Here is a 17,052-nt window from a genome sequence, read left to right as displayed (position 1 = left end):
GTGACGTTCGATCGAGCGGGTTCTGGGCCAATCCGCCGTCGTCGTCCATCATGGGCGGAGTTTTTCCTGATCTGTTCTCAGATAATATGTACATTGCTTTCATATTCCGGTAATGTTCTCGTTAGATTCACGCCCTGATCACGGATTATTGTTCAGGCGTCACGATTCCCGGCATCGCTGTCACCCCTGTTGGAGTTTCCGGATATTCTTTATATGTCTCACCCATGGCAGGCAGTGGTTCACCCGCGAAACTCTGGATTCAGCACGAAATCAAAGACGGCCGACGACGAGCCATGCCGATCATCGCTCTCGGGGTGCTGGGCGTTCTACTCGCCATTTTGCAGACCCTGTGCACCGCCAGCCTGCTCGACGCCGCCATCACCCACGCCACCGCCGGTGCCATTGTTCTGCCGGCCGCCGGCTTCGCGCTCGCCGCACTCATCCGTACCCTGCTGATCGTCGTGCAGGAGCATCAGGCCAGCCGGCTCGGCATCACGGCGCGCCGCCGCCTGCGCAGCGCCACGCTCGATACGCTCATGACACTCGGCCCCGCCGCCCTGCGCAACCGCCATTCCGGCGAGCTTGCCGGCATCGTGATCGACCGGATCGAAGCACTTGACGGGCTCTATAGGAGCTGGATTCCCGCCACCAGCCTCGCCAGCCTTGGCCCGGGCCTGATCATCCTCGCTGCCCTGATCGCCGACTGGCGCAGCGGCTTGATCCTGCTGGTCACCGCCCTGCTCGTGCCGGTCGCCATGGCCGTCACCGGCCGCAGCACCGGCATCGCGGCGCGCAAACAATTCAGCGCGATGACCCGATTGCAGACCCGGTTTCTCGACCGTATCCGTGGCATCGCCACCATTGTGCTCGCCGGCCGTGCCGAAGCGGAAGCCGAAGCACTCGGTGTCGCCGCCGATGATCTGCGCCACCGCACCATGCGCATCCTGCGGGTCGCCTTCCTCAACTCCACCATGATCGACCTGCTCGCCGCCGCGGCGCTCGTGCTCATCGCCGTCCGCTTCGCCGCCCCGCTGCTCGCCGGCGACATCGCCCTGGCCCCCACCGCGCTGTTCTGCATCCTGCTGGTGCCCGAGTTCTTCGCGCCGATCCGCGCTTTCTCGGCGGTCTACCAGGACCGCATGACCGCACAGACCGCCGCCGAAGACATCGTGGCCCTGCCGCAGCCACAACCCAGCCTGCCGGCAGCCGCCGCCATCCGCACGGTGCCGGCACAGGGCGTCACCATCGCCTTCGAAGACGTCTCCTTCACCTGGGACGAGGCGCGCGGCCCGGTTCTGCACGGGCTGAGCTTCCGCCTGCCCGCCAATGAAACCATGATGCTGGTCGGCCCTTCCGGGTCGGGTAAATCAACCATTCTGGAATTGCTGCTCGGCTTCGCGCGCCCCCAATCCGGCCGCATCACCATCAACGGCGCGCCGATCGAAAGCCTGGTGCCCGCCGCCCTCGCGCGCATGACCGCGATCATCGGCCAGAAACCCTTCCTGTTCGCCGGATCGATCGAGGACAACATCAGGCTCGGCCGCCCCGAAGCGAGCGATGCCGACCTGCGCGAAGCCATCCGCCTCGCCCGCGTCGCCGAGTTTTCGGACATGCTGCCGATGGGGCTCGCCACCCGCATCGGCGATGGTGGCTACGGTCTTTCCGGCGGCCAAGCCCAGCGCATCGCGATCGCGCGGGCCTTTCTGAAGGACGCCAAACTCCTGCTGCTGGACGAACCAACCGCCCAACTCGACCCCGCCACCGAACGCGACGTGCTCGACAGTCTGAAGCGCCTCGCGATCGGCCGCACCGTCATCCTCGCCAGCCACGCCGCCTTCGCCCATGAATTTGCCGGCCGCAAACTCGACCTCGGCGCCACCCGCAGCAACCGACTCGAAGGCGTCGCCTGATGACCGATATCGCGCCGATCCTGCGGATCATTACCCTCTGGCGCGCCCAGTGGCCGGTGCTCATTATCGGCACGATCGCTGCCCTCGCCTCGCTCGCTGCCGGAATCGCGCTGATGGCCGGCGCCGGCGACCTGATCGGGGCGGACGCGATCGGACTCGCGCTGGCGGTTCCCGCATCGCTCGCAATCATTGGCGTCGCGCGCGTCGTGCTGCGCTACCTGGAACGGCTGATCACGCATGACGGTACGTTCCGCGCGCTCGCGGCACTCCGCATCTGGTTCTTCGGCAACCTCGCCCGCAGCGCGGGCGGCGGACTCGGCTTTCGCAACGCCGGCGATGTCCTGGCGCGGCTGGTCAACGACGTCGAAGCACTCGACGGCGTTTTTCTGCGTATCCTGATCCCCGCGCTGAGCGCCGTGCTGATCGTACCGATCCTGCTGGTCGCGATCGGCCGCGAAGATATCGCCGCCGCCATCATCGTGCTCGCCCTGTTCCTGATCGCCGCCGTCGCCCTGCCGATCCGCGCGATGGGGCAGGCACGGGCATCCGCCGCAGCCGAAGCCGAAGCCGGCGGCGCCCTGCGCACCGCGACGCTCGATGCGCTGGCCGGGCTCCGCGAAATCAAGGTGTTCGGCGCCGAAGGGCGGATGCTGGCGCATGTCCAGTCCCAGGAATCGCGCCTGTTCACCGCCGAACGCAGCCTCGCCGCCCAAACCGGCGCCATGCAGGCCGCCGCGTTTTTCGCCACCCAGGGCGCCCTGCTCACCGTGCTGCTGATCCACGGCGCCCACCCGGTCGCCATCGTGATCGCCGCCTTCGTCGTGATCGCGGCGTTCGAAACCGTGGGCTTCATGCCGCGCGCCGGCGTCATCGCCGGCCGCGCCGCCGCCGCCGCCACGCGCGTGATCGCCGCCGCCGAAACCCCGCCCCGCGTCGCCGACCCCGCAACCGCGGCAGCGCTGCCCACCGCCACCAGCCTCACCTTCGATCACATCCGGTTTCGCTGGACCACCGACGGCCACACCGTGTTCGACGATCTTTCGCTGCAAATCCCGGCCGGCGCGCGCATCGCGGTGCTCGGCCCGTCCGGCGCCGGCAAATCGACCCTCGCCGCGCTGGCGTTGAAACTCGCCGCCCCCGAAGCCGGTGAAATCCGCCTCGGCGGCACCGATATCGCGCGCCTGCGCGCCCAGGATGTCCACACCCGCATCACCTGGCTCTCGCAGGCGACCCATTTGTTCGCCGATACCATCCGCAACAATCTGCTGCTGGCCCGCCCCGACGCCGACGAGCCGATGCTCTGGTCGGCACTCGATGCCGCGCGGATCGGCGACACGGTGCGCGCCCGACCCGACCAACTCGATGCCTGGGTCGGCGAATCCGGCGGTCGGTTCTCAGGCGGCCAGGGCAGGCGGCTCGCGCTGGCCCGCGCCATACTGAGCCCCGCCCCGATCCTGATCCTCGATGAACCTTGCGCCGGTCTCGACCTCGAGACCGAACAGGCATTCATGAGCACGATCAACGAAAGCCTCGCCGGCCGTACCCTGCTGCTGATCACCCACCGCCTGACCGGCGTGGAAAAACTCGACCGCGTCTTCCGCCTTCAGAACGGCAAACTCACGGCGGCGACGCGCTGAGGCGAACCGGGCTGGGGTGGCGCGCGCACCGCGCACTACCCCAGCCGGTCTCAGACGACGGGCGACGTTGCGGCTGATTTGAGTGCCGTGAACAAGGCGGCGCCGCGCATGACGCCGAGGCCGGTGCAGGCGTTCCAGCCGGGTCCCGCGTCATATCCCAGCGACGTGCCGCTGGGGATGTTGTTGCCGTTGGTGATTTCGCGGAAATCCGCCGCATGGGCATAGAGCGCCGGATTGACGAAGCCCAGGCGGCTGCCGCGCGCCTGGTTGATCAGCGCGAAATAGCCGGCCCAGAGCGGTGCCACGGCGCTGGTGCCCCCGACCGCGAAGGTCTGGCCATCGACTGTCACCTGATAGCCGGTGGCGGGATCGGCGTCACCCGCGACGTCCGGCACACCTCGCCCGGTGCCACCGGTGCTCACATTGGCCGGCAGGGTGACGCCGGATTGGAACGAGGGGATCGGGAACACGGTGGAAATGCCGCCACCACCGCCGCTGGTGCCGCTGTTCCAGACCGATTCGGCGACGATGGCACCACCCGACACGGTGATGCTGGTACCGCCGCAGCCGACGACATAGGGGCTAGATGCCGGAAAATCGACATGCACGGCGCCATCGGTCTGGCCATCGGTCGCGAGATTGTCGCCCGAGGCGACGGTAACGGTGACGCCTGCGCTCGCGGCATCGCGCAGGGCCGAATTCAGCGTATTCAAGCCCTGGGTCGAATAGCCCGATTCCGGCCCGCCCCAGCTGATCGACATGACCGATGGTGTATTGGTGGTATCGGTGGCGGCCGCCGTCACCGCATCGGCAAAGCCGGCGTCGGTGTTGGGCGTGAAATACACGGCGAGTTTCGCGCCGGGCGCGATGGCGCCGGCGACCTGGATGTCGAGCCCGACCTCGCCATCCGCCGAGTTCGCGGTGGTGGGTGCATTGCTCGCCCCATCGACGCTCACGGCCACCACGGTCGGCGGGGTCAGCCCCATGGCGCCGAACGAGGCGGTGATGTCGCTCTCATGGTAGCCGCCGCCGAGTTCGATGATGGCGATGCACTGACCCGCACCGGTTTCATGGGTGGGAATGCCATAAAGCGCACCGATCTGATTGGGCAGATAGGCGGTGGCTGCCGCCTGCGCGGATTTGATCAGGCGCGGCTGTGCCACCGGCCTGGTATCGAGCCCGAGCACGGATTCCACGATGCCGGCGATATCCGAACGCAACTGCAGGGCGCCGGTATAGCCGCGAAACCGCGCGCCCTCCGCGCCGTACCAGTTCAGTTCGACCTTGAAGGCCTCGCCCATCGCTTTCGCGGTGCCGGCCAGCCGCACCAGGCGGCGCCGGGCATCGGCCTCGATCACCGTGAGCCCATGATCGGCCGCGAATTGCCGGATGATCGCGATGTCCGGATCGTGGCGCTTTGCCCGATCGGCCAGGACGGCTTCATGCGAGGTGAACACGGTCGCGACCGGATGTGGCTTGACGTAGACGCTCGCTTCCACCCGCTCGTCATCGGCCAGTTTTTCATGGCGATGGGCGTGTTTCGGCGCGTTATGGTGACTTTCGGGGAAGGCGTGGTAGTGCAGGTCGGCCATGGGTCACTCCTGATTGATGCCCCGACCATGCCGCAGACCACGGTGGGTGGGCAAGCGCAAACCGTTAGTTGAATCAGAGTTAATGTTTCTATAAATAACGACGCATGAGCCGACGCTGGGTGTCCACGAATCCCATCGCAGCGTAAAGTCGATAGGCGCGGTCGTTATGTTTCTCGACTTCGAGCATCATCACCCGCACGCCGCGCGCACGCGCGGCGGCAACCGCGCATGACACCGCCTCGCGGCCGAGGCCTTGGCCGCGCACCGCGGGCAGCAGATAGATATCGTCGATGAACGCATCCATGCCGCCGTGTTCCGGGCTGTAGCCGAGCGAGAGTACGAAAAACCCCACGATCACGCCGTCAAGCCGCAGCACATAGGTCGGTGCCAGGGCCGCGGCGGCGTCACCACGAATGCTGGCCAGCATCGCAGCTTCGGCCGCGGCGTCCATCGGGTGCCCATCCTCGATGTGAAAGGCCCGCGCCATGTCGAGCACGGCGGTATGTTCGTCGGGCACCGCGAGCGCGGCATCCAGTCGGGTGGTAGCCTCGCTCATCGGCTGCGGCGCTTATTGCAGGCGCGCACGCAGGGTCTCCGCCTCGATCGCGTTGAGCAGCGCAGCGCCGGCGTCGCGCCCGAGCAGGCGCATCAGGCTGAACTTCTTTTTCGGGCCGATGAACTCCGGCTTCGCGCTCTCGCCGGCGCGCTCGTTGATCACGCTGCGCACATCGCCGAACCCATCGATCAGGCCGCGCGATCTCGCCACCTCGCCGAGCATGTAGGAGCCATCGAAAATATCCGCCTCATGCCCCTCGATCGCGCTGCCGCGCCGGTTGCGGACCCAGGATTTGAACGCGTTGTGGATATCATCGACCAGACCGCGATTGAACACCGCATCTTCCTCGCGCTCCGGCGAAAACGGGTCGTTGCGCAGCTTGTTCGCCCCGGCGGTGATCACCCGGCGCTCGATGCCGTAGCGCCGGATCAACTGATGCACGCCGAAGCCACCGCCGATCACCCCGATCGAGCCGACGATACTCATTTTATTGGCCAGAATTTCATCGGCCGCGCAGGCGATCCAGTAGCCGCCGGAAGCGCCGACATCCCCGATGATCGCCACCACCCGCACGCCGGTTTCAGCGGCCTTGCGGCGGATGAACTGGCCGATCAGGTCCGACTGCACCGGCGAGCCACCGGGGCTCTCAATCGCCAGAATCAGCAGTTTCTCGCCCGATTTCGCCCGGTCGAACCCGCGCGTCAGCGGGGCGGCAAACCGGTCGAGGTTGATCGCGCCCTCGCGCGCGGCAATGATGCCGGACATGCGGATAACCGGCACAAGGCGCGGCGACCACGGCAGCCGCGCGGGCAGTTTTTTACGCAGATCGGCCAACGCCATCATATGAGTTCCATCATGGCAGCAGCGCCAACGCGCGCAGGCTGCGCTGCAATTCCGGCGGCAGCTCGTCGCTGATCCGGGCCTGATCGTCTGAAATATCCATCGGTGCATCCTCCGGGGTCAGATAGCGCCACCCCTGAAACGGCCGCATCGGCCGTGCCCCGACCCGCACCAGAGATGGGTCGAGCACCAGACCGGCGCAACGCAACCCGTCGTCCCACACATCCTCGACCACGTCGAGCACGCGCTGGCGCACCAGGATGGCACCGGTGATCACCCAATAGATCGAGCCGCCTTCGCGCAGTTCATCGGCGCGCTTGGGAAAACTGCGCGTCTGGTGGCGCAGCGGCGGGTCGGCCAGCGCGCGGCGGCGCTGGATATCGGCCAGATGGCCGATATCCTTCACGCCGACCGCGAGCTTGAGCAGATGGATCACGCGGCGCGGCGGCCCTGCGCGATCGCTTCCCACACGCGCTCCGGGGTCGCCGGCATGTCGATGCTGCGGACACCGTCATCGGCCAGAGCGTCGATCACCGCATTGATCAGCGCCGGCGGCGAGCCGACCGCACCCGCCTCACCCGCGCCTTTCACGCCCAGCGGGTTCGAAGCGCACGGAATTTCGACGAATTCGACCTCGATATCCGGCAGATCATCCGCGCGCGGCAGCGCATAGTCCATCATGCTGCCGGAAATCAGCTGGCCGGTCTCGTCATCATAGGCAGTGTTTTCGAGCAGCGCCTGGCCCATACCCTGCGCCACGCCGCCATGCACCTGGCCGCGCACGATCATCGGATTCACGATCGTGCCGACATCGTCGCACACCAGATAGCGCACCACCGAGACCACGCCGGTCTCCGGATCGATCTCGACTTCGGCGATATGGCAGCCGTTCGGGAAGGTGTGCTTGTCGATCTTGGCGATCTCGGCGGTGTCGAGCGGGTTGCCGCCCTCGGCGTGCAGCGTTTCGGCGAGCGAGACGATGTCGATCGAGCGATCCGTGCCGACGATGGTAAACTTACCCTCTTCGAACACGATATCGGCCATCGCGGCCTCCAGATGATCGGCGGCGGCCTTGCGGCCCTTCTCGATGATACTGGTGGTGGTCAGTGCGATCGCCTGCCCCTCCGAATACAGGCTGCGCGCACCGCCGGTGCCGCCGCCCTGCGGAATGGTGTCGGTATCGCCCTGGCGCACGCGGATGCGGTCCGGGTCGATGCCGAGCCGGTCGCCGACCAGCTGCACATAGGCCGTCTCATGCCCCTGACCGGTCGACTGGGTGCCGACGAAGACATCCACGAAACCATCGCGGGTGAAGCGAATTTCCGCCCGCTCCTCCGGCGCGCCGCCGGTCGCCTCGAGGTAATAGGCCATGCCGATGCCGCGCCGCTTGCCGGCCGCGACCGATTTCGCCCGCCGCGTCGCGAAGCCTTCCCAATCCATGATGTCGAGCGCGCGCTCCAGCACCTGATGGAAGTCACCCGAATCATAGGGCTGGTTCATCGCCGAACGATAGGGCATGGCGCTCGCCGGCACGAAATTCAGCCGGCGCAGCTGTGCGCGGTCCATGCCGAGTTCACGCGCCGCGGCATCGATCAGCCGTTCGACGAGGTAATTGCTCTCCGGCCGCCCGGCGCCGCGATAGGCATCGACCGGCACGGTATTGGTGAACACGCCCAGTACCTGCGCATGGATCGCCTGGAAGCCATAAACCCCGGCCAGCACCTTGGTGCCCGCCATGGTCGGGATGAACGGGCCGAAATTCGACAGATACGCGCCCATATTGGCGATGTTGCGCACTTTCATCGCAAGGAAACGATGATCGGCGTCGATCGCCAGCTCCGCCTCGGCCACATTGTCGCGGCCATGCGTATCCGACAGGAATGCCTCGCCGCGCTCGGAATTCCATTTCACGGCGCGGCCCAGCTTGCGCGCGGCGTAGCAGACCATGACATGCTCGGGGTAGACGAACAGCTTCATCCCGAAGCCGCCGCCGACATCCGGCGTGATCACCCGGAACCGGTCCGGCTCGACCTTGAACACTGCCTGCGCGAGGCAGCCCTTCACCATCCAGCCACCCTGAGTGTTGGTGGTCAGCGTCCAGCGGTCATCCTCGAAACTGGCGCGGGCGGCGCGCGGCTCCATCGAATTGACCACGATGCGGTTGTTCACCACGCGCAGCTTCGTGACATGCGCGGCCTTGGCGAACAGCGCATCGACCGCCGCAGCGTCGCCCACCGCCCAGTCGAACACCTGGTTATGCGGCGCATCGTCCCACACCTGTGCGACACCGGCGTCCATCGCGGTTGCCAGATTGGTGACCGATTGCTTCATGTCGTAGGTGATATCAACGGCTTCGGCCGCATCGCGCGCCGCCTGCGCGGTTTCCGCAACGACGAAGGCCACCGCCTCACCCACATGGCGCACCGCGTCACCAGCCAATACCGGCCGGTCGGCCTGCGCGCGCGGCGAGCCGTCCTGATTCTTGATCGGCACCATGCACGGAATGGCGCCAATGCCGTCGGCCGCCAGATCGGCGCCGGTGAACACACCGACCACGCCGGGCATCGCGCGCGCCGCCGCAACATCGATCGCCGTGATCGTCGCCGCCGCATGGGGCGAGCGGACCACCTGCACGATCAGCGCGCCATCGGCCGGCACGTCATCGGTATATTGCCCTGCACCCCGCAGCAGCCGTGAATCCTCGACCCGCTTGACCGGTTGCGCCACGCCAAATTTCACCATGATCAGGACCCCGTTTCTTGTTGATGCTCGAATTGCCACCGCACGGTATGGCGCGGCGCTGCTTCTTGCAGGATATGACGCGGTCGCAAAAATACAATAGACCGGTGCGACCGTGGTTCCGCCTCAGGAGATACCCGCATGCTGATCAATGCCGACCTCACGCGTCAAGCCATCGTCGACTCGACGGCGCTGGATTGGGTCGCATCGCCGATCGCCGGCGTCGAACGGCGGATGCTGGAGCGCGACGGCGTGGAAGTCGCGCGCGCCACCTCGCTGGTGCGCTACGCCCCCGGCTCGGCGTTCAGCCCGCACCGCCATGATGCGGGCGAGGAGTTTTTGGTGCTCGATGGGGTGTTTTCCGATGAAACCGGCGATTTTCCGCGCCACTGGTACATCCGCAACCCGCCCGGCTCGCGCCACACGCCGGCCAGCGCCCCCGGCGCGGTGATTTTGGTCAAGCTGCGCCAGATGCCTGACGCAGAAACCGAAACCGTCCGGCTCGACACCGCCGATCCCGCGCTCTGGCATCAGGCCGCGGATGGCAGCCGCGTGGCCTCGCTGTTCGCCGCACCCTGGGAACAGGTCGATCTGCTGCGCTGGCCCGCCGGCCACCACACGCCGGCGCACAGCTACGCCGGCGGTCTCGAATTATTCATCATCGAAGGCTATATCACGATCGACGGCAGCACCCATAGGCAAGGCACCTGGCTGCGCTTCCCGGCCGGCAGCACGCTGGCGCTGGCCAGCGCCAACGGTGCCCTGATCTATCGCAAGACCGGCCACCTGCCGCCGCCACCAGCCGCGGCCGCGCCATGACCCACCATGCATGATCTGATCATCGTCGGCGCCGGTCTCGCCGGACTCACACTCGCGCGCCGCATGGCGTCTGCCGGTGCCGACATCCTGGTGCTGGAAGCGCGGGCGCGGATCGGCGGCCGCGTGCTCAGTCATATCACCCCGCACGGCACCTACGACCTGGGCCCCGCCTGGATCTGGCCCGCGATGCAACCATCCATCGCCGCCGCCATCACCACAGCAGGTCTCGCCATCGATGCGCAGGACGATCACGGCGGCTTCCTGTTCCAGGACCGCACCGGCGCCGTGCAACGCCTGCCCCATGGCTTCGAGCAGGACCCGCCCAGCATGCGCATCGCCGGCGGCATCGGCGCGCTGGTCCGCCACACCGCCCACGCCCTGCCGCCCGGCACCATCAGGCTCGGCCACAAAATCACCGCCCTCACCGCCACGCCGGGCGGCGTCACGCTCGACTGCATGACCGAAGCCGGACCCGCCCGGTTCAGCGCCGCCCGCATCGCGCTCGCCATGCCGCCCCGCCTGATCGCCTCACTCGGTTTCACCCCCGCCCTGCCCGCCGCCACCCGCCAACACCTCGCCGGCATACCGACCTGGATGGCCGGCCACGCCAAGGCGCTCGCCCTCTACGACGATGCATTCTGGCGCCGAACCGGCCTCTCCGGCGCCGCGATCAGCCATGTCGGCCCGCTGGCCGAACTGCACGACGCGAGCCTGCCCGGCGTCACCGACGAAGCCGCGATCTTCGGATTTTTCGCCTGGCCCGCCGCCATACGCGCCAACCGCCGGGCCCAATTGCAGGCACTGGTGACAGCGCAACTCGCCACTCTCTTCGGCCCCGCGGCCGCCACGCCGCGCCACCTCATCATCCAGGACTGGGCCGAGGAGACTTTCACCGCAACCCAGTCCGACCACACCGGCCCGGCCCAGCACCCGCACTACGCCCCCACACCGCTGCCCGCGCCCTGGCACGACATCGCCCTGCCCTGCGGGTCTGAGAGTGCGCCCGATTTCGGCGGCTATCTCGAAGGCGCGTTGGTCGCCGCTGCGGCGGTGGCCGATCGTCTTATGCCGGGCACGTCTGGGCAGGTTAAGGCAAGCACTTCTTTTTTGTAAAAAAGAAGCAAAAAACTTTTTTTATCGGGGCTTCTGGCGGCGTTACAGCCAGCCTTTCTTGCGGAACCAGAACAGCGGCGCGACACCGGTGACCACGATCAACGTCAGCCCATACGCATAGCCGAACGCCCAGTGCAGCTCCGGCATCCGCACGAAATTCATGCCATAGATGCCCGCAATCAAGGTCGGCGGAATGCCGATCACCGAAACGATGGTCAGCACCTTCATCAAGTCGCTCTGCGCGATATTGATCAAGCCCAGCGTAGCATCGAGCACGAACTGGATCTTGTCGGTCAGATGCGTGATGAACTCATTCAGCGAAGCGACATCCTGGGTGATGGTGCCCAGCCGGGCGGCCATCGTGTCCGGCACCCAACCGGCGACCGAGGCCATATAGGGCACGATCCGGCCGATGCCGAGCTGGGAATCCCGCACCAGCGAGACCGCGTTATAAAGCTGCCCCAGCGTCGAAACCATCTCGCGCAACTCGCCCTCCTGCTGGCGGCGCTTGGCGCCGGCGTGCCTACCGTCCGGCGAGAGCTTGATGTGGAAAATCTGATGCGACAACCGATCGATCTGGCCGCGCATTTGCTCCAACGCATCCGCCTGACGATCAACCAGCGCCTCCAGCAACCCGATTAGGATATCCGCGCTCGGCGGCTCGGCCGTAGCACTCAACCGGGACCAGAACGCCTGAAACGCCTGGCTGGGCGCGAACCGGATCGTGACCAGCCGATCAGGCGCGAGCACAATGCCGAACGGCGCCGGCAACAAGCCGTCACTGCCGGAATACATCATCGGCATCGACATGGTCAGCACCGCACCGCCCGGCGCATCGGTCGATGCCGATAGCCGGCTCGAGGATTCGATCTCCATCAGATCAGCCTCGGTCGGCACCGCAAGCCCGGTCGCCGCGGTCACCAGCGCCACATCCGCATCGGTCGGGTTGAGCAGATCAATCCAGATTGCCTCGCCCAGACTGGCCCGTGCGGGCGCGTCTTCGAGTTTGGCCATCCCGCCATCGCGCCGAACCACCGAACGGATCATGCAATGGGACGGGCTGCCGAGGCTCATCCAGAGAGCGTGGGGACGTTTTCAATCACCGTCAAGTCATGCTGCCGAGCCGCCCGCAGGGTCCGAAAGCCGACCTAACCGACCACCGATTCGGATAAATTGGATCGGATGAATGTCTGTACCCCAACCCGGTCGACCGGTGGCAGGACACCGATCCGGCGTGCATCGGCAGCTTCGATCGTCGCGATTTTTGCGGTTCGCACCAGCGACTCCGCCGGCAGACCCGCTTCGACCCGATCCGACACCAGGACATCGCCATACCACTGACGATGACTGGCGCTGGTGATCATCAGGACCCACAACAAATGCGGCGATCCTTCAGTGCGATGCTGCCCGATCACCAGAGCGGGGCGCCGTTGCTCGACCGGCCGGTTGGTATAGGGAAACGGGACGCTGACGATGTCCCAACGGTTAAAGTCGGCCAAAAGCCCGCGCGTCCGCGTCGCTAGCCCATTCGGAAAAAGCAGCGAACGGCTCGTCCGATACGCAAGATGCGTCATAGCGCGTCAATACAGCCCGGCCGTCCTCGATCACATAGGCTAGCTGATCCCCCTCACGCAGGCCAAGCGCGACCCGCACGGCCTGGGGAATGGTGGTCTGCGCTTTGCTCGTGAGCCTGCTGACGATCATGGCTCAACTAGTAAGGAATTTCCTTGCCGCCTGCAAGTCCTGATCGATCGCCTCGCAGGTCATCGGCGGAACGGCGACGAGGATAATCACGCAGCAGAGTTGGAGAGTTTGCAAACGCCATACATGGTCGCAGCAACACCGATATCGAACACCGCGCCGGCACCTGAAGTGCCGACCTGTTGCTGGCCGTCGGCACTGTTCAGGTTTGTGCGGTTAGCGTCGGACCGATCGCAACTACCGCCTGAAGCGCAGGAGGCCAGCGTGATCATGACCAGAATGCTGAGCATAATCCGCGTCATAGCGACCCCCCGATATAATAAGACTGTTGTCGCGCGGAAATCAGATCGTCAACGCAATCATGCCCGGCCGCTCCGCATCCGCTTCATCCGCAACACCGTGTCGATCGTGATTGCCGCCAGCAATATACCGCCCTCGACAATAAACCGCACCGATGACGCAGCACCCAGCAGGTTCATCCCATTGCTCACGCTCTCGATCACCAACGCCCCGAACAGCGCGCCATAAACACTGCCCCGCCCCCCGAACAACGACGTCCCGCCGATCACCGCCGCCGCCACCGCATTGAGCATGATGTCGCCATTGCCGACTGAGGCCGAAGCGACGCCGAGGCGTGCCGCATCCAGATATCCGGCCAGCCCGACCAGGAATCCCGCGATCACGAACACCGCGAGCTGGATCCCTTTGACCGAAATCCCCGCCCGCCGCGCCGCCTCGGCATTGCCGCCGACGGCGTAGAGATGCCGGCCGAACTGAGTCGATTTGGTGACGAACGCCGAGGCGAACAATGCGATCAGAAAAATCATCAGCAGGAACGGCACGCCGCGATAAGCGTTCAGCATGAATACCGCGGCGAACAGCATCACGCCCACCCCGACCAACCGCATCACCGCGGCATACCCGCCCTCGCTGCCGCCCGCCTTGCGCTTGCGTATACTATTGAGCGTCAGCCCAGCGTAGGCGCCGAACAGCACGATGCTGGCCGCCCAACTCCACACCGGATCGAGGTTGAGTGTCCCGATCGCCGTGGTCAGATCATCCGCCAGTGGCACCGAACCGCCATGGGGCGTCAGAATACCAAGCGTGACACCCTCGGCGACCATCGCACCGCCCAACGTGACCACGAAGCTCGGCACACCGACCCGCGAGACCAGCATCCCCTGCAAAAACCCTATGCCGGTGGCGCACGCCACCCCCAGCACCAGCCCGGCCGCGACCGGCAGATGGAAAAACACCGTGCTGAGCGAAAAAATCGACGCCGCCAGCACCGAGTTCCACCCAATCGACAGATCGATCATCCCGAGCAGAATGATATAAATCTCCGCCAGCGCCAGCGTGCCGGTCACCACGATCTGCGCCGCCAGATTCGACAGATTGCGCGGCGTCAGGAAATTCGCGTTCAAAACCTCGAATACGATCCAGATCAGGATCAGCGCCGCGATCACCGGCAACATGCCGAGGTCGGACGAATTAGTAACGCCTGACAGCCAACGCTTGAACGGCGATTGCGGGGCGATTTGCGTCGTCGTGCTCATGCCACGGCTCCTGCGGCGGTGGTTCCGGGAATAGCGCCAGGAATCGCAAGCGTGCCGGTGATCGCGCCGACCACCTGTTCCGGTGTCAGATCGGCGCGGCGCCGTTCCATCACCGTCGCGCCAAGGCGGAGCACAGCGATGTTGTCGGCGACCTGAAACACATTCTGCATATTATGCGTGATTAGAATGACGCCGTAGCCCTGCCCCGCCAAGTCGCGCACCAGCCGCAGCACCTCGGCGGTCTGCGCCACACCCAGCGCAGCCGTCGGTTCGTCCATGATCACCAGCTTGGAATCCCACAGCACCGCCCGCGCGATCGCAACCGCCTGGCGCTGCCCGCCCGACAACGAAGCGACCGGCGTATCGAGCGACGGCAAATTGATCCGCAGGGTTTTCAGCACCTTGCGCGCCTCGGCTTCCATATCGACATCGCGCAACACGTGCGGGCCGAACGGCGTCGGCTTGGAGACCAGTTCCCGGCCCAGATACAGATTGGCGCAAATGCCAAGGTTATCGCACAGCGCCAGGTCCTGATAAACGGTCTGAATCCCAAGCGCGTTTGCCTCGGACGGATGGCGGATCGAGACCGGCTTACCCTCGAGCAGGATCTCGCCCTCATCGATCGGCGCAACCCCGGCGATCGCCTTGATGGTGGTCGATTTGCCGGCACCATTGTCACCGAGCAGAGCCGTCACCTCGCCGCGGGCGACCGAAAAACTCACATCGCGCAACGCCACCACGGCGCCATAGCGTTTCTGCAATCCCCGCACCGTCAACAACGGCATACCGGTCGCGACTGGGTTGATAACCGCGCTCATACTCGACCCCTCCCGAGGGAATGCGGCGGGCACGTCAGGCGCCCGCCGTCGACCCGGCCGATTACTGGCCGTTTGCCTTGCAGATCTTGCCATCGGCCGCGGGGCCGACGCAGATCGCTTTCCAGGTGGTATAGCCCGATTTGATCACCGTGTCGGCAACATTCGCCTTGGTCACCACCACCGGCGTCAGCAGGACCGAGGGCACGTCGATCATCTTGTTGTTGGTCTTGCCGTTCAGCAGCCCGGCCGGCGGCTTGCTATCGGTCGCCACCGCCACCGCAAGCTCGGCCGCCGCGGCCGCTTCGGCCGGCACGTATTTGAACACGGTCATCGACTGCAGACCTTCCAGAATGAAGGTGAGGCCGCCGTTGGTGGCATCCTGCCCGGTCACCGGCACCTTGCCGGCGAGCCCGACCGCCTGCAACGCCCGGATCGCACCCGAACCGGTGCCATCGTTCGCCGCGAGCACGGCGTTCACATTGTTGTGCAGCCGGGTCAGCGCCTGCTGGCTTTCCTCGAACGCGTTCTGCGGGCTCCAATCCGGCGTCATCACCGTATAGGCGAGATGCAATTTGCCCGATTTGAACAGCGGGCCGAGCACATTCATCGCCCCCTTGCGGAAATCGAACGCGTTGGGATCGGTCGGCGCGCCGTTGATCATCATCACCTGGCCGCCGGCCTTGGTGTGTGCCGCGATATACTTGCCCTGCAATTCGCCGACCTTCACGTTGTCGAACGAGACATAGTAATCCGGCTTGGAATCCTGGATCAGCCGGTCATAGGAAATGACCTTCACATGGTTGCGCGCGGCATAATTCACGATCGCCGCACCCGCCTTGCCATCCACCGGATCGACCACGAGCACGTCGGCCCCGTTTGAAATCGCGGATTCGGCCTGGTTGAGCTGGGTATCCGGGCTGGAATTGGCGTTGCTGACGATCAGCTTGGCGTTGGGATCGGCCGCCTTCGCCATCTTGATGAACCACGGCCGATCGACCTGCTCATACCGCGGCGAGGAGTTTTCCGGCAGCAGAAACGCGATCGTGGTCTTCTTGCTGCTGATCTTGACCGGCGTGGGCTTGCTGATGGCATCGGCATGCGCGGCCTGGATGCCGAACGCCGCAACAGCGAGCGCACCGCCCGCAATGAGAGTCCTGAAGCTGATTTTCATGGTGTTTCCCCTGGTTTGACGCAAAGAGGCGTGCGCCGGTTTCGCAGCGCACCAAATTAATTTGACCCTTGTAGTAAATCGGTCGTTATCGTTAAACGCGGGCGATTGTCAAGCAATAAGCAACGACGAACAGGAAGCGTGAGGCAGGGGAAGCGTCTTCTTTTTTGTGAACAAAAAAGAAGCAAAAAAAACTTTGATAATTTGAGCCCGTGCCGGTTCCAACGTCCGTGCCCCAGAGCCAGAAAGTTTTTTGCTTCTTTTTTACAAAAAAGAAGCGCTTGCTTCCCTACCTGCGCGCGTCACTGCCTGGTCTCATCGATCTCACGCAACTCACCCGACTCCACGCTCTCCACCGCATTGTGCAAGATCCGCAGGATCGCCTCATCCGGCAGCGACGCACTCAGCACGTTAAGCGCCCCACCGAGCAAGGCGGACGCCACCGCGATCGGCGGCAGTTTTTGTTCGATCATGTGTTTCACCAGCCGATCGATCATCGATCCGGCCTGCATGATCTGTTCCTCGGTCGCAAAATCGTCCATGTCCGTCACGTCGGGCGCTCCAGATGTAAAAGTCTTGACAGATGACCTAATGATCGGCGGT

The 17,052-nt window shown here is 65.2% G+C and carries 17 protein-coding genes; 4 read left to right on the top strand and 13 right to left on the bottom strand.

The features are described from left to right. The first annotated feature begins 224 nt into the window (after positions 1 to 224). Positions 225 to 1,910, top strand: coding sequence for a thiol reductant ABC exporter subunit CydD (cydD, locus tag B7X49_RS04730; RefSeq protein WP_408735572.1), 1,686 nt, complete (start codon positions 225 to 227; stop codon positions 1,908 to 1,910). After that, positions 1,910 to 3,547 (top strand): thiol reductant ABC exporter subunit CydC, encoded by a 1,638-nt coding sequence (cydC, locus tag B7X49_RS04725; protein ID WP_286704026.1) that lies wholly within the window; start codon positions 1,910 to 1,912, stop codon positions 3,545 to 3,547. Before cydD ends, cydC begins: the two co-directional genes overlap by 1 nt. 50 nt (positions 3,548 to 3,597) lie before the next feature. Here cydC and B7X49_RS04720 read toward each other — a convergent pair whose 3' ends face one another. The 5 genes from B7X49_RS04720 to B7X49_RS04700 form a co-directional block, all read right to left on the bottom strand. Then, entirely contained in the window at positions 3,598 to 5,139 is a 1,542-nt protein-coding gene (locus B7X49_RS04720; protein WP_051657310.1) for a protease pro-enzyme activation domain-containing protein, read from the bottom strand. Between the two features lie 88 nt (positions 5,140 to 5,227). Continuing rightward, complete coding sequence (locus B7X49_RS04715) at positions 5,228 to 5,695, bottom strand: GNAT family N-acetyltransferase (protein WP_286704025.1); 468 nt, start codon at positions 5,693 to 5,695, stop codon at positions 5,228 to 5,230. A 12-nt stretch (positions 5,696 to 5,707) separates the two neighbouring features. After that, positions 5,708 to 6,535 carry a S49 family peptidase gene (locus B7X49_RS04710; protein WP_286704024.1) on the bottom strand — a complete coding sequence of 276 codons (828 nt, stop codon included), beginning with the start codon at positions 6,533 to 6,535 and terminating at the stop codon, positions 5,708 to 5,710. Between the two features lie 13 nt (positions 6,536 to 6,548). Continuing rightward, a complete protein-coding gene (locus B7X49_RS04705; RefSeq protein ID WP_286704023.1) occupies positions 6,549 to 7,004 on the bottom strand; it encodes a DUF1489 family protein in 456 nt (151 codons plus the stop codon). Continuing rightward, positions 6,968 to 9,277, bottom strand: coding sequence for a xanthine dehydrogenase family protein molybdopterin-binding subunit (locus B7X49_RS04700; RefSeq protein WP_029311676.1), 2,310 nt, complete (start codon positions 9,275 to 9,277; stop codon positions 6,968 to 6,970). Before B7X49_RS04700 ends, B7X49_RS04705 begins: the two co-directional genes overlap by 37 nt. A gap of 138 nt (positions 9,278 to 9,415) precedes the next feature. On the opposite strand from B7X49_RS04700, the gene B7X49_RS04695 reads away from it, so the two are divergent. Then, positions 9,416 to 10,093 (top strand): cupin domain-containing protein, encoded by a 678-nt coding sequence (locus B7X49_RS04695; RefSeq protein WP_286704022.1) that lies wholly within the window; start codon positions 9,416 to 9,418, stop codon positions 10,091 to 10,093. A 6-nt stretch (positions 10,094 to 10,099) separates the two neighbouring features. Then, positions 10,100 to 11,206 carry an FAD-dependent oxidoreductase gene (locus tag B7X49_RS04690; protein ID WP_286704021.1) on the top strand — a complete coding sequence of 369 codons (1,107 nt, stop codon included), beginning with the start codon at positions 10,100 to 10,102 and terminating at the stop codon, positions 11,204 to 11,206. A 42-nt stretch (positions 11,207 to 11,248) separates the two neighbouring features. On the opposite strand, the gene B7X49_RS04685 is transcribed toward B7X49_RS04690, so the two are convergent. From B7X49_RS04685 to B7X49_RS04650, 8 genes are all read right to left on the bottom strand, one after another. Next, positions 11,249 to 12,280 (bottom strand): magnesium transporter CorA family protein, encoded by a 1,032-nt coding sequence (locus B7X49_RS04685; RefSeq protein WP_286838438.1) that lies wholly within the window; start codon positions 12,278 to 12,280, stop codon positions 11,249 to 11,251. A 74-nt stretch (positions 12,281 to 12,354) separates the two neighbouring features. Next, entirely contained in the window at positions 12,355 to 12,705 is a 351-nt protein-coding gene (locus tag B7X49_RS04680; protein ID WP_286704018.1) for a type II toxin-antitoxin system PemK/MazF family toxin, read from the bottom strand. Then, positions 12,692 to 12,910: a type II toxin-antitoxin system PrlF family antitoxin gene (locus tag B7X49_RS04675; RefSeq protein WP_286704017.1), complete on the bottom strand. Its 219-nt coding sequence runs from the start codon at positions 12,908 to 12,910 to the stop codon at positions 12,692 to 12,694. Before B7X49_RS04675 ends, B7X49_RS04680 begins: the two co-directional genes overlap by 14 nt. Before the next feature lie 86 nt (positions 12,911 to 12,996). Continuing rightward, a complete protein-coding gene (locus B7X49_RS04670; RefSeq protein WP_029311682.1) occupies positions 12,997 to 13,209 on the bottom strand; it encodes a hypothetical protein in 213 nt (70 codons plus the stop codon). A gap of 57 nt (positions 13,210 to 13,266) precedes the next feature. Then, positions 13,267 to 14,463, bottom strand: coding sequence for a sugar ABC transporter permease (locus B7X49_RS04665; RefSeq protein WP_286704016.1), 1,197 nt, complete (start codon positions 14,461 to 14,463; stop codon positions 13,267 to 13,269). Continuing rightward, positions 14,460 to 15,281 (bottom strand): ATP-binding cassette domain-containing protein, encoded by an 822-nt coding sequence (locus B7X49_RS04660; RefSeq protein WP_029311684.1) that lies wholly within the window; start codon positions 15,279 to 15,281, stop codon positions 14,460 to 14,462. Before B7X49_RS04660 ends, B7X49_RS04665 begins: the two co-directional genes overlap by 4 nt. A 61-nt stretch (positions 15,282 to 15,342) precedes the next feature. Next, positions 15,343 to 16,452, bottom strand: coding sequence for a sugar ABC transporter substrate-binding protein (locus B7X49_RS04655; protein WP_286704015.1), 1,110 nt, complete (start codon positions 16,450 to 16,452; stop codon positions 15,343 to 15,345). 299 nt (positions 16,453 to 16,751) lie between these two features. Next, the gene (locus B7X49_RS04650; RefSeq protein WP_029311686.1) at positions 16,752 to 16,991 is read right to left on the bottom strand and encodes a hypothetical protein; all 240 of its coding nucleotides are present in this window, start codon (positions 16,989 to 16,991) and stop codon (positions 16,752 to 16,754) included. Positions 16,992 to 17,052 lie beyond the last annotated feature (61 nt).

The organism is Acidiphilium sp. 34-64-41 (genome assembly GCF_002282635.1).
GTDB lineage: Bacteria > Pseudomonadota > Alphaproteobacteria > Acetobacterales > Acetobacteraceae > Acidiphilium > Acidiphilium rubrum.
The sequence above is the reverse complement of the archived record's forward strand: the minus strand, read 5'-3'. Positions and strand labels throughout refer to the sequence as shown.

Coding starts and splice junctions, on each gene's coding strand:
- cydD (WP_408735572.1), top strand. CDS start 225: ATGGCAGGCAGTGGTTCACCCGCGAAACTCTGGATTCAGCACGAAATC.
- B7X49_RS04665 (WP_286704016.1), bottom strand. CDS start 14,463: ATGAGCACGACGACGCAAATCGCCCCGCAATCGCCGTTCAAGCGTTGG.
- B7X49_RS04690 (WP_286704021.1), top strand. CDS start 10,100: ATGCATGATCTGATCATCGTCGGCGCCGGTCTCGCCGGACTCACACTC.
- B7X49_RS04710 (WP_286704024.1), bottom strand. CDS start 6,535: ATGGCGTTGGCCGATCTGCGTAAAAAACTGCCCGCGCGGCTGCCGTGG.
- B7X49_RS04670 (WP_029311682.1), bottom strand. CDS start 13,209: ATGACGCGGATTATGCTCAGCATTCTGGTCATGATCACGCTGGCCTCC.
- B7X49_RS04655 (WP_286704015.1), bottom strand. CDS start 16,452: ATGAAAATCAGCTTCAGGACTCTCATTGCGGGCGGTGCGCTCGCTGTT.
- B7X49_RS04715 (WP_286704025.1), bottom strand. CDS start 5,695: ATGAGCGAGGCTACCACCCGACTGGATGCCGCGCTCGCGGTGCCCGAC.
- B7X49_RS04685 (WP_286838438.1), bottom strand. CDS start 12,280: ATGAGCCTCGGCAGCCCGTCCCATTGCATGATCCGTTCGGTGGTTCGG.
- B7X49_RS04650 (WP_029311686.1), bottom strand. CDS start 16,991: ATGGACGATTTTGCGACCGAGGAACAGATCATGCAGGCCGGATCGATG.
- B7X49_RS04660 (WP_029311684.1), bottom strand. CDS start 15,281: ATGAGCGCGGTTATCAACCCAGTCGCGACCGGTATGCCGTTGTTGACG.
- cydC (WP_286704026.1), top strand. CDS start 1,910: ATGACCGATATCGCGCCGATCCTGCGGATCATTACCCTCTGGCGCGCC.
- B7X49_RS04720 (WP_051657310.1), bottom strand. CDS start 5,139: ATGGCCGACCTGCACTACCACGCCTTCCCCGAAAGTCACCATAACGCG.
- B7X49_RS04700 (WP_029311676.1), bottom strand. CDS start 9,277: ATGGTGAAATTTGGCGTGGCGCAACCGGTCAAGCGGGTCGAGGATTCA.
- B7X49_RS04675 (WP_286704017.1), bottom strand. CDS start 12,910: ATGATCGTCAGCAGGCTCACGAGCAAAGCGCAGACCACCATTCCCCAG.
- B7X49_RS04695 (WP_286704022.1), top strand. CDS start 9,416: ATGCTGATCAATGCCGACCTCACGCGTCAAGCCATCGTCGACTCGACG.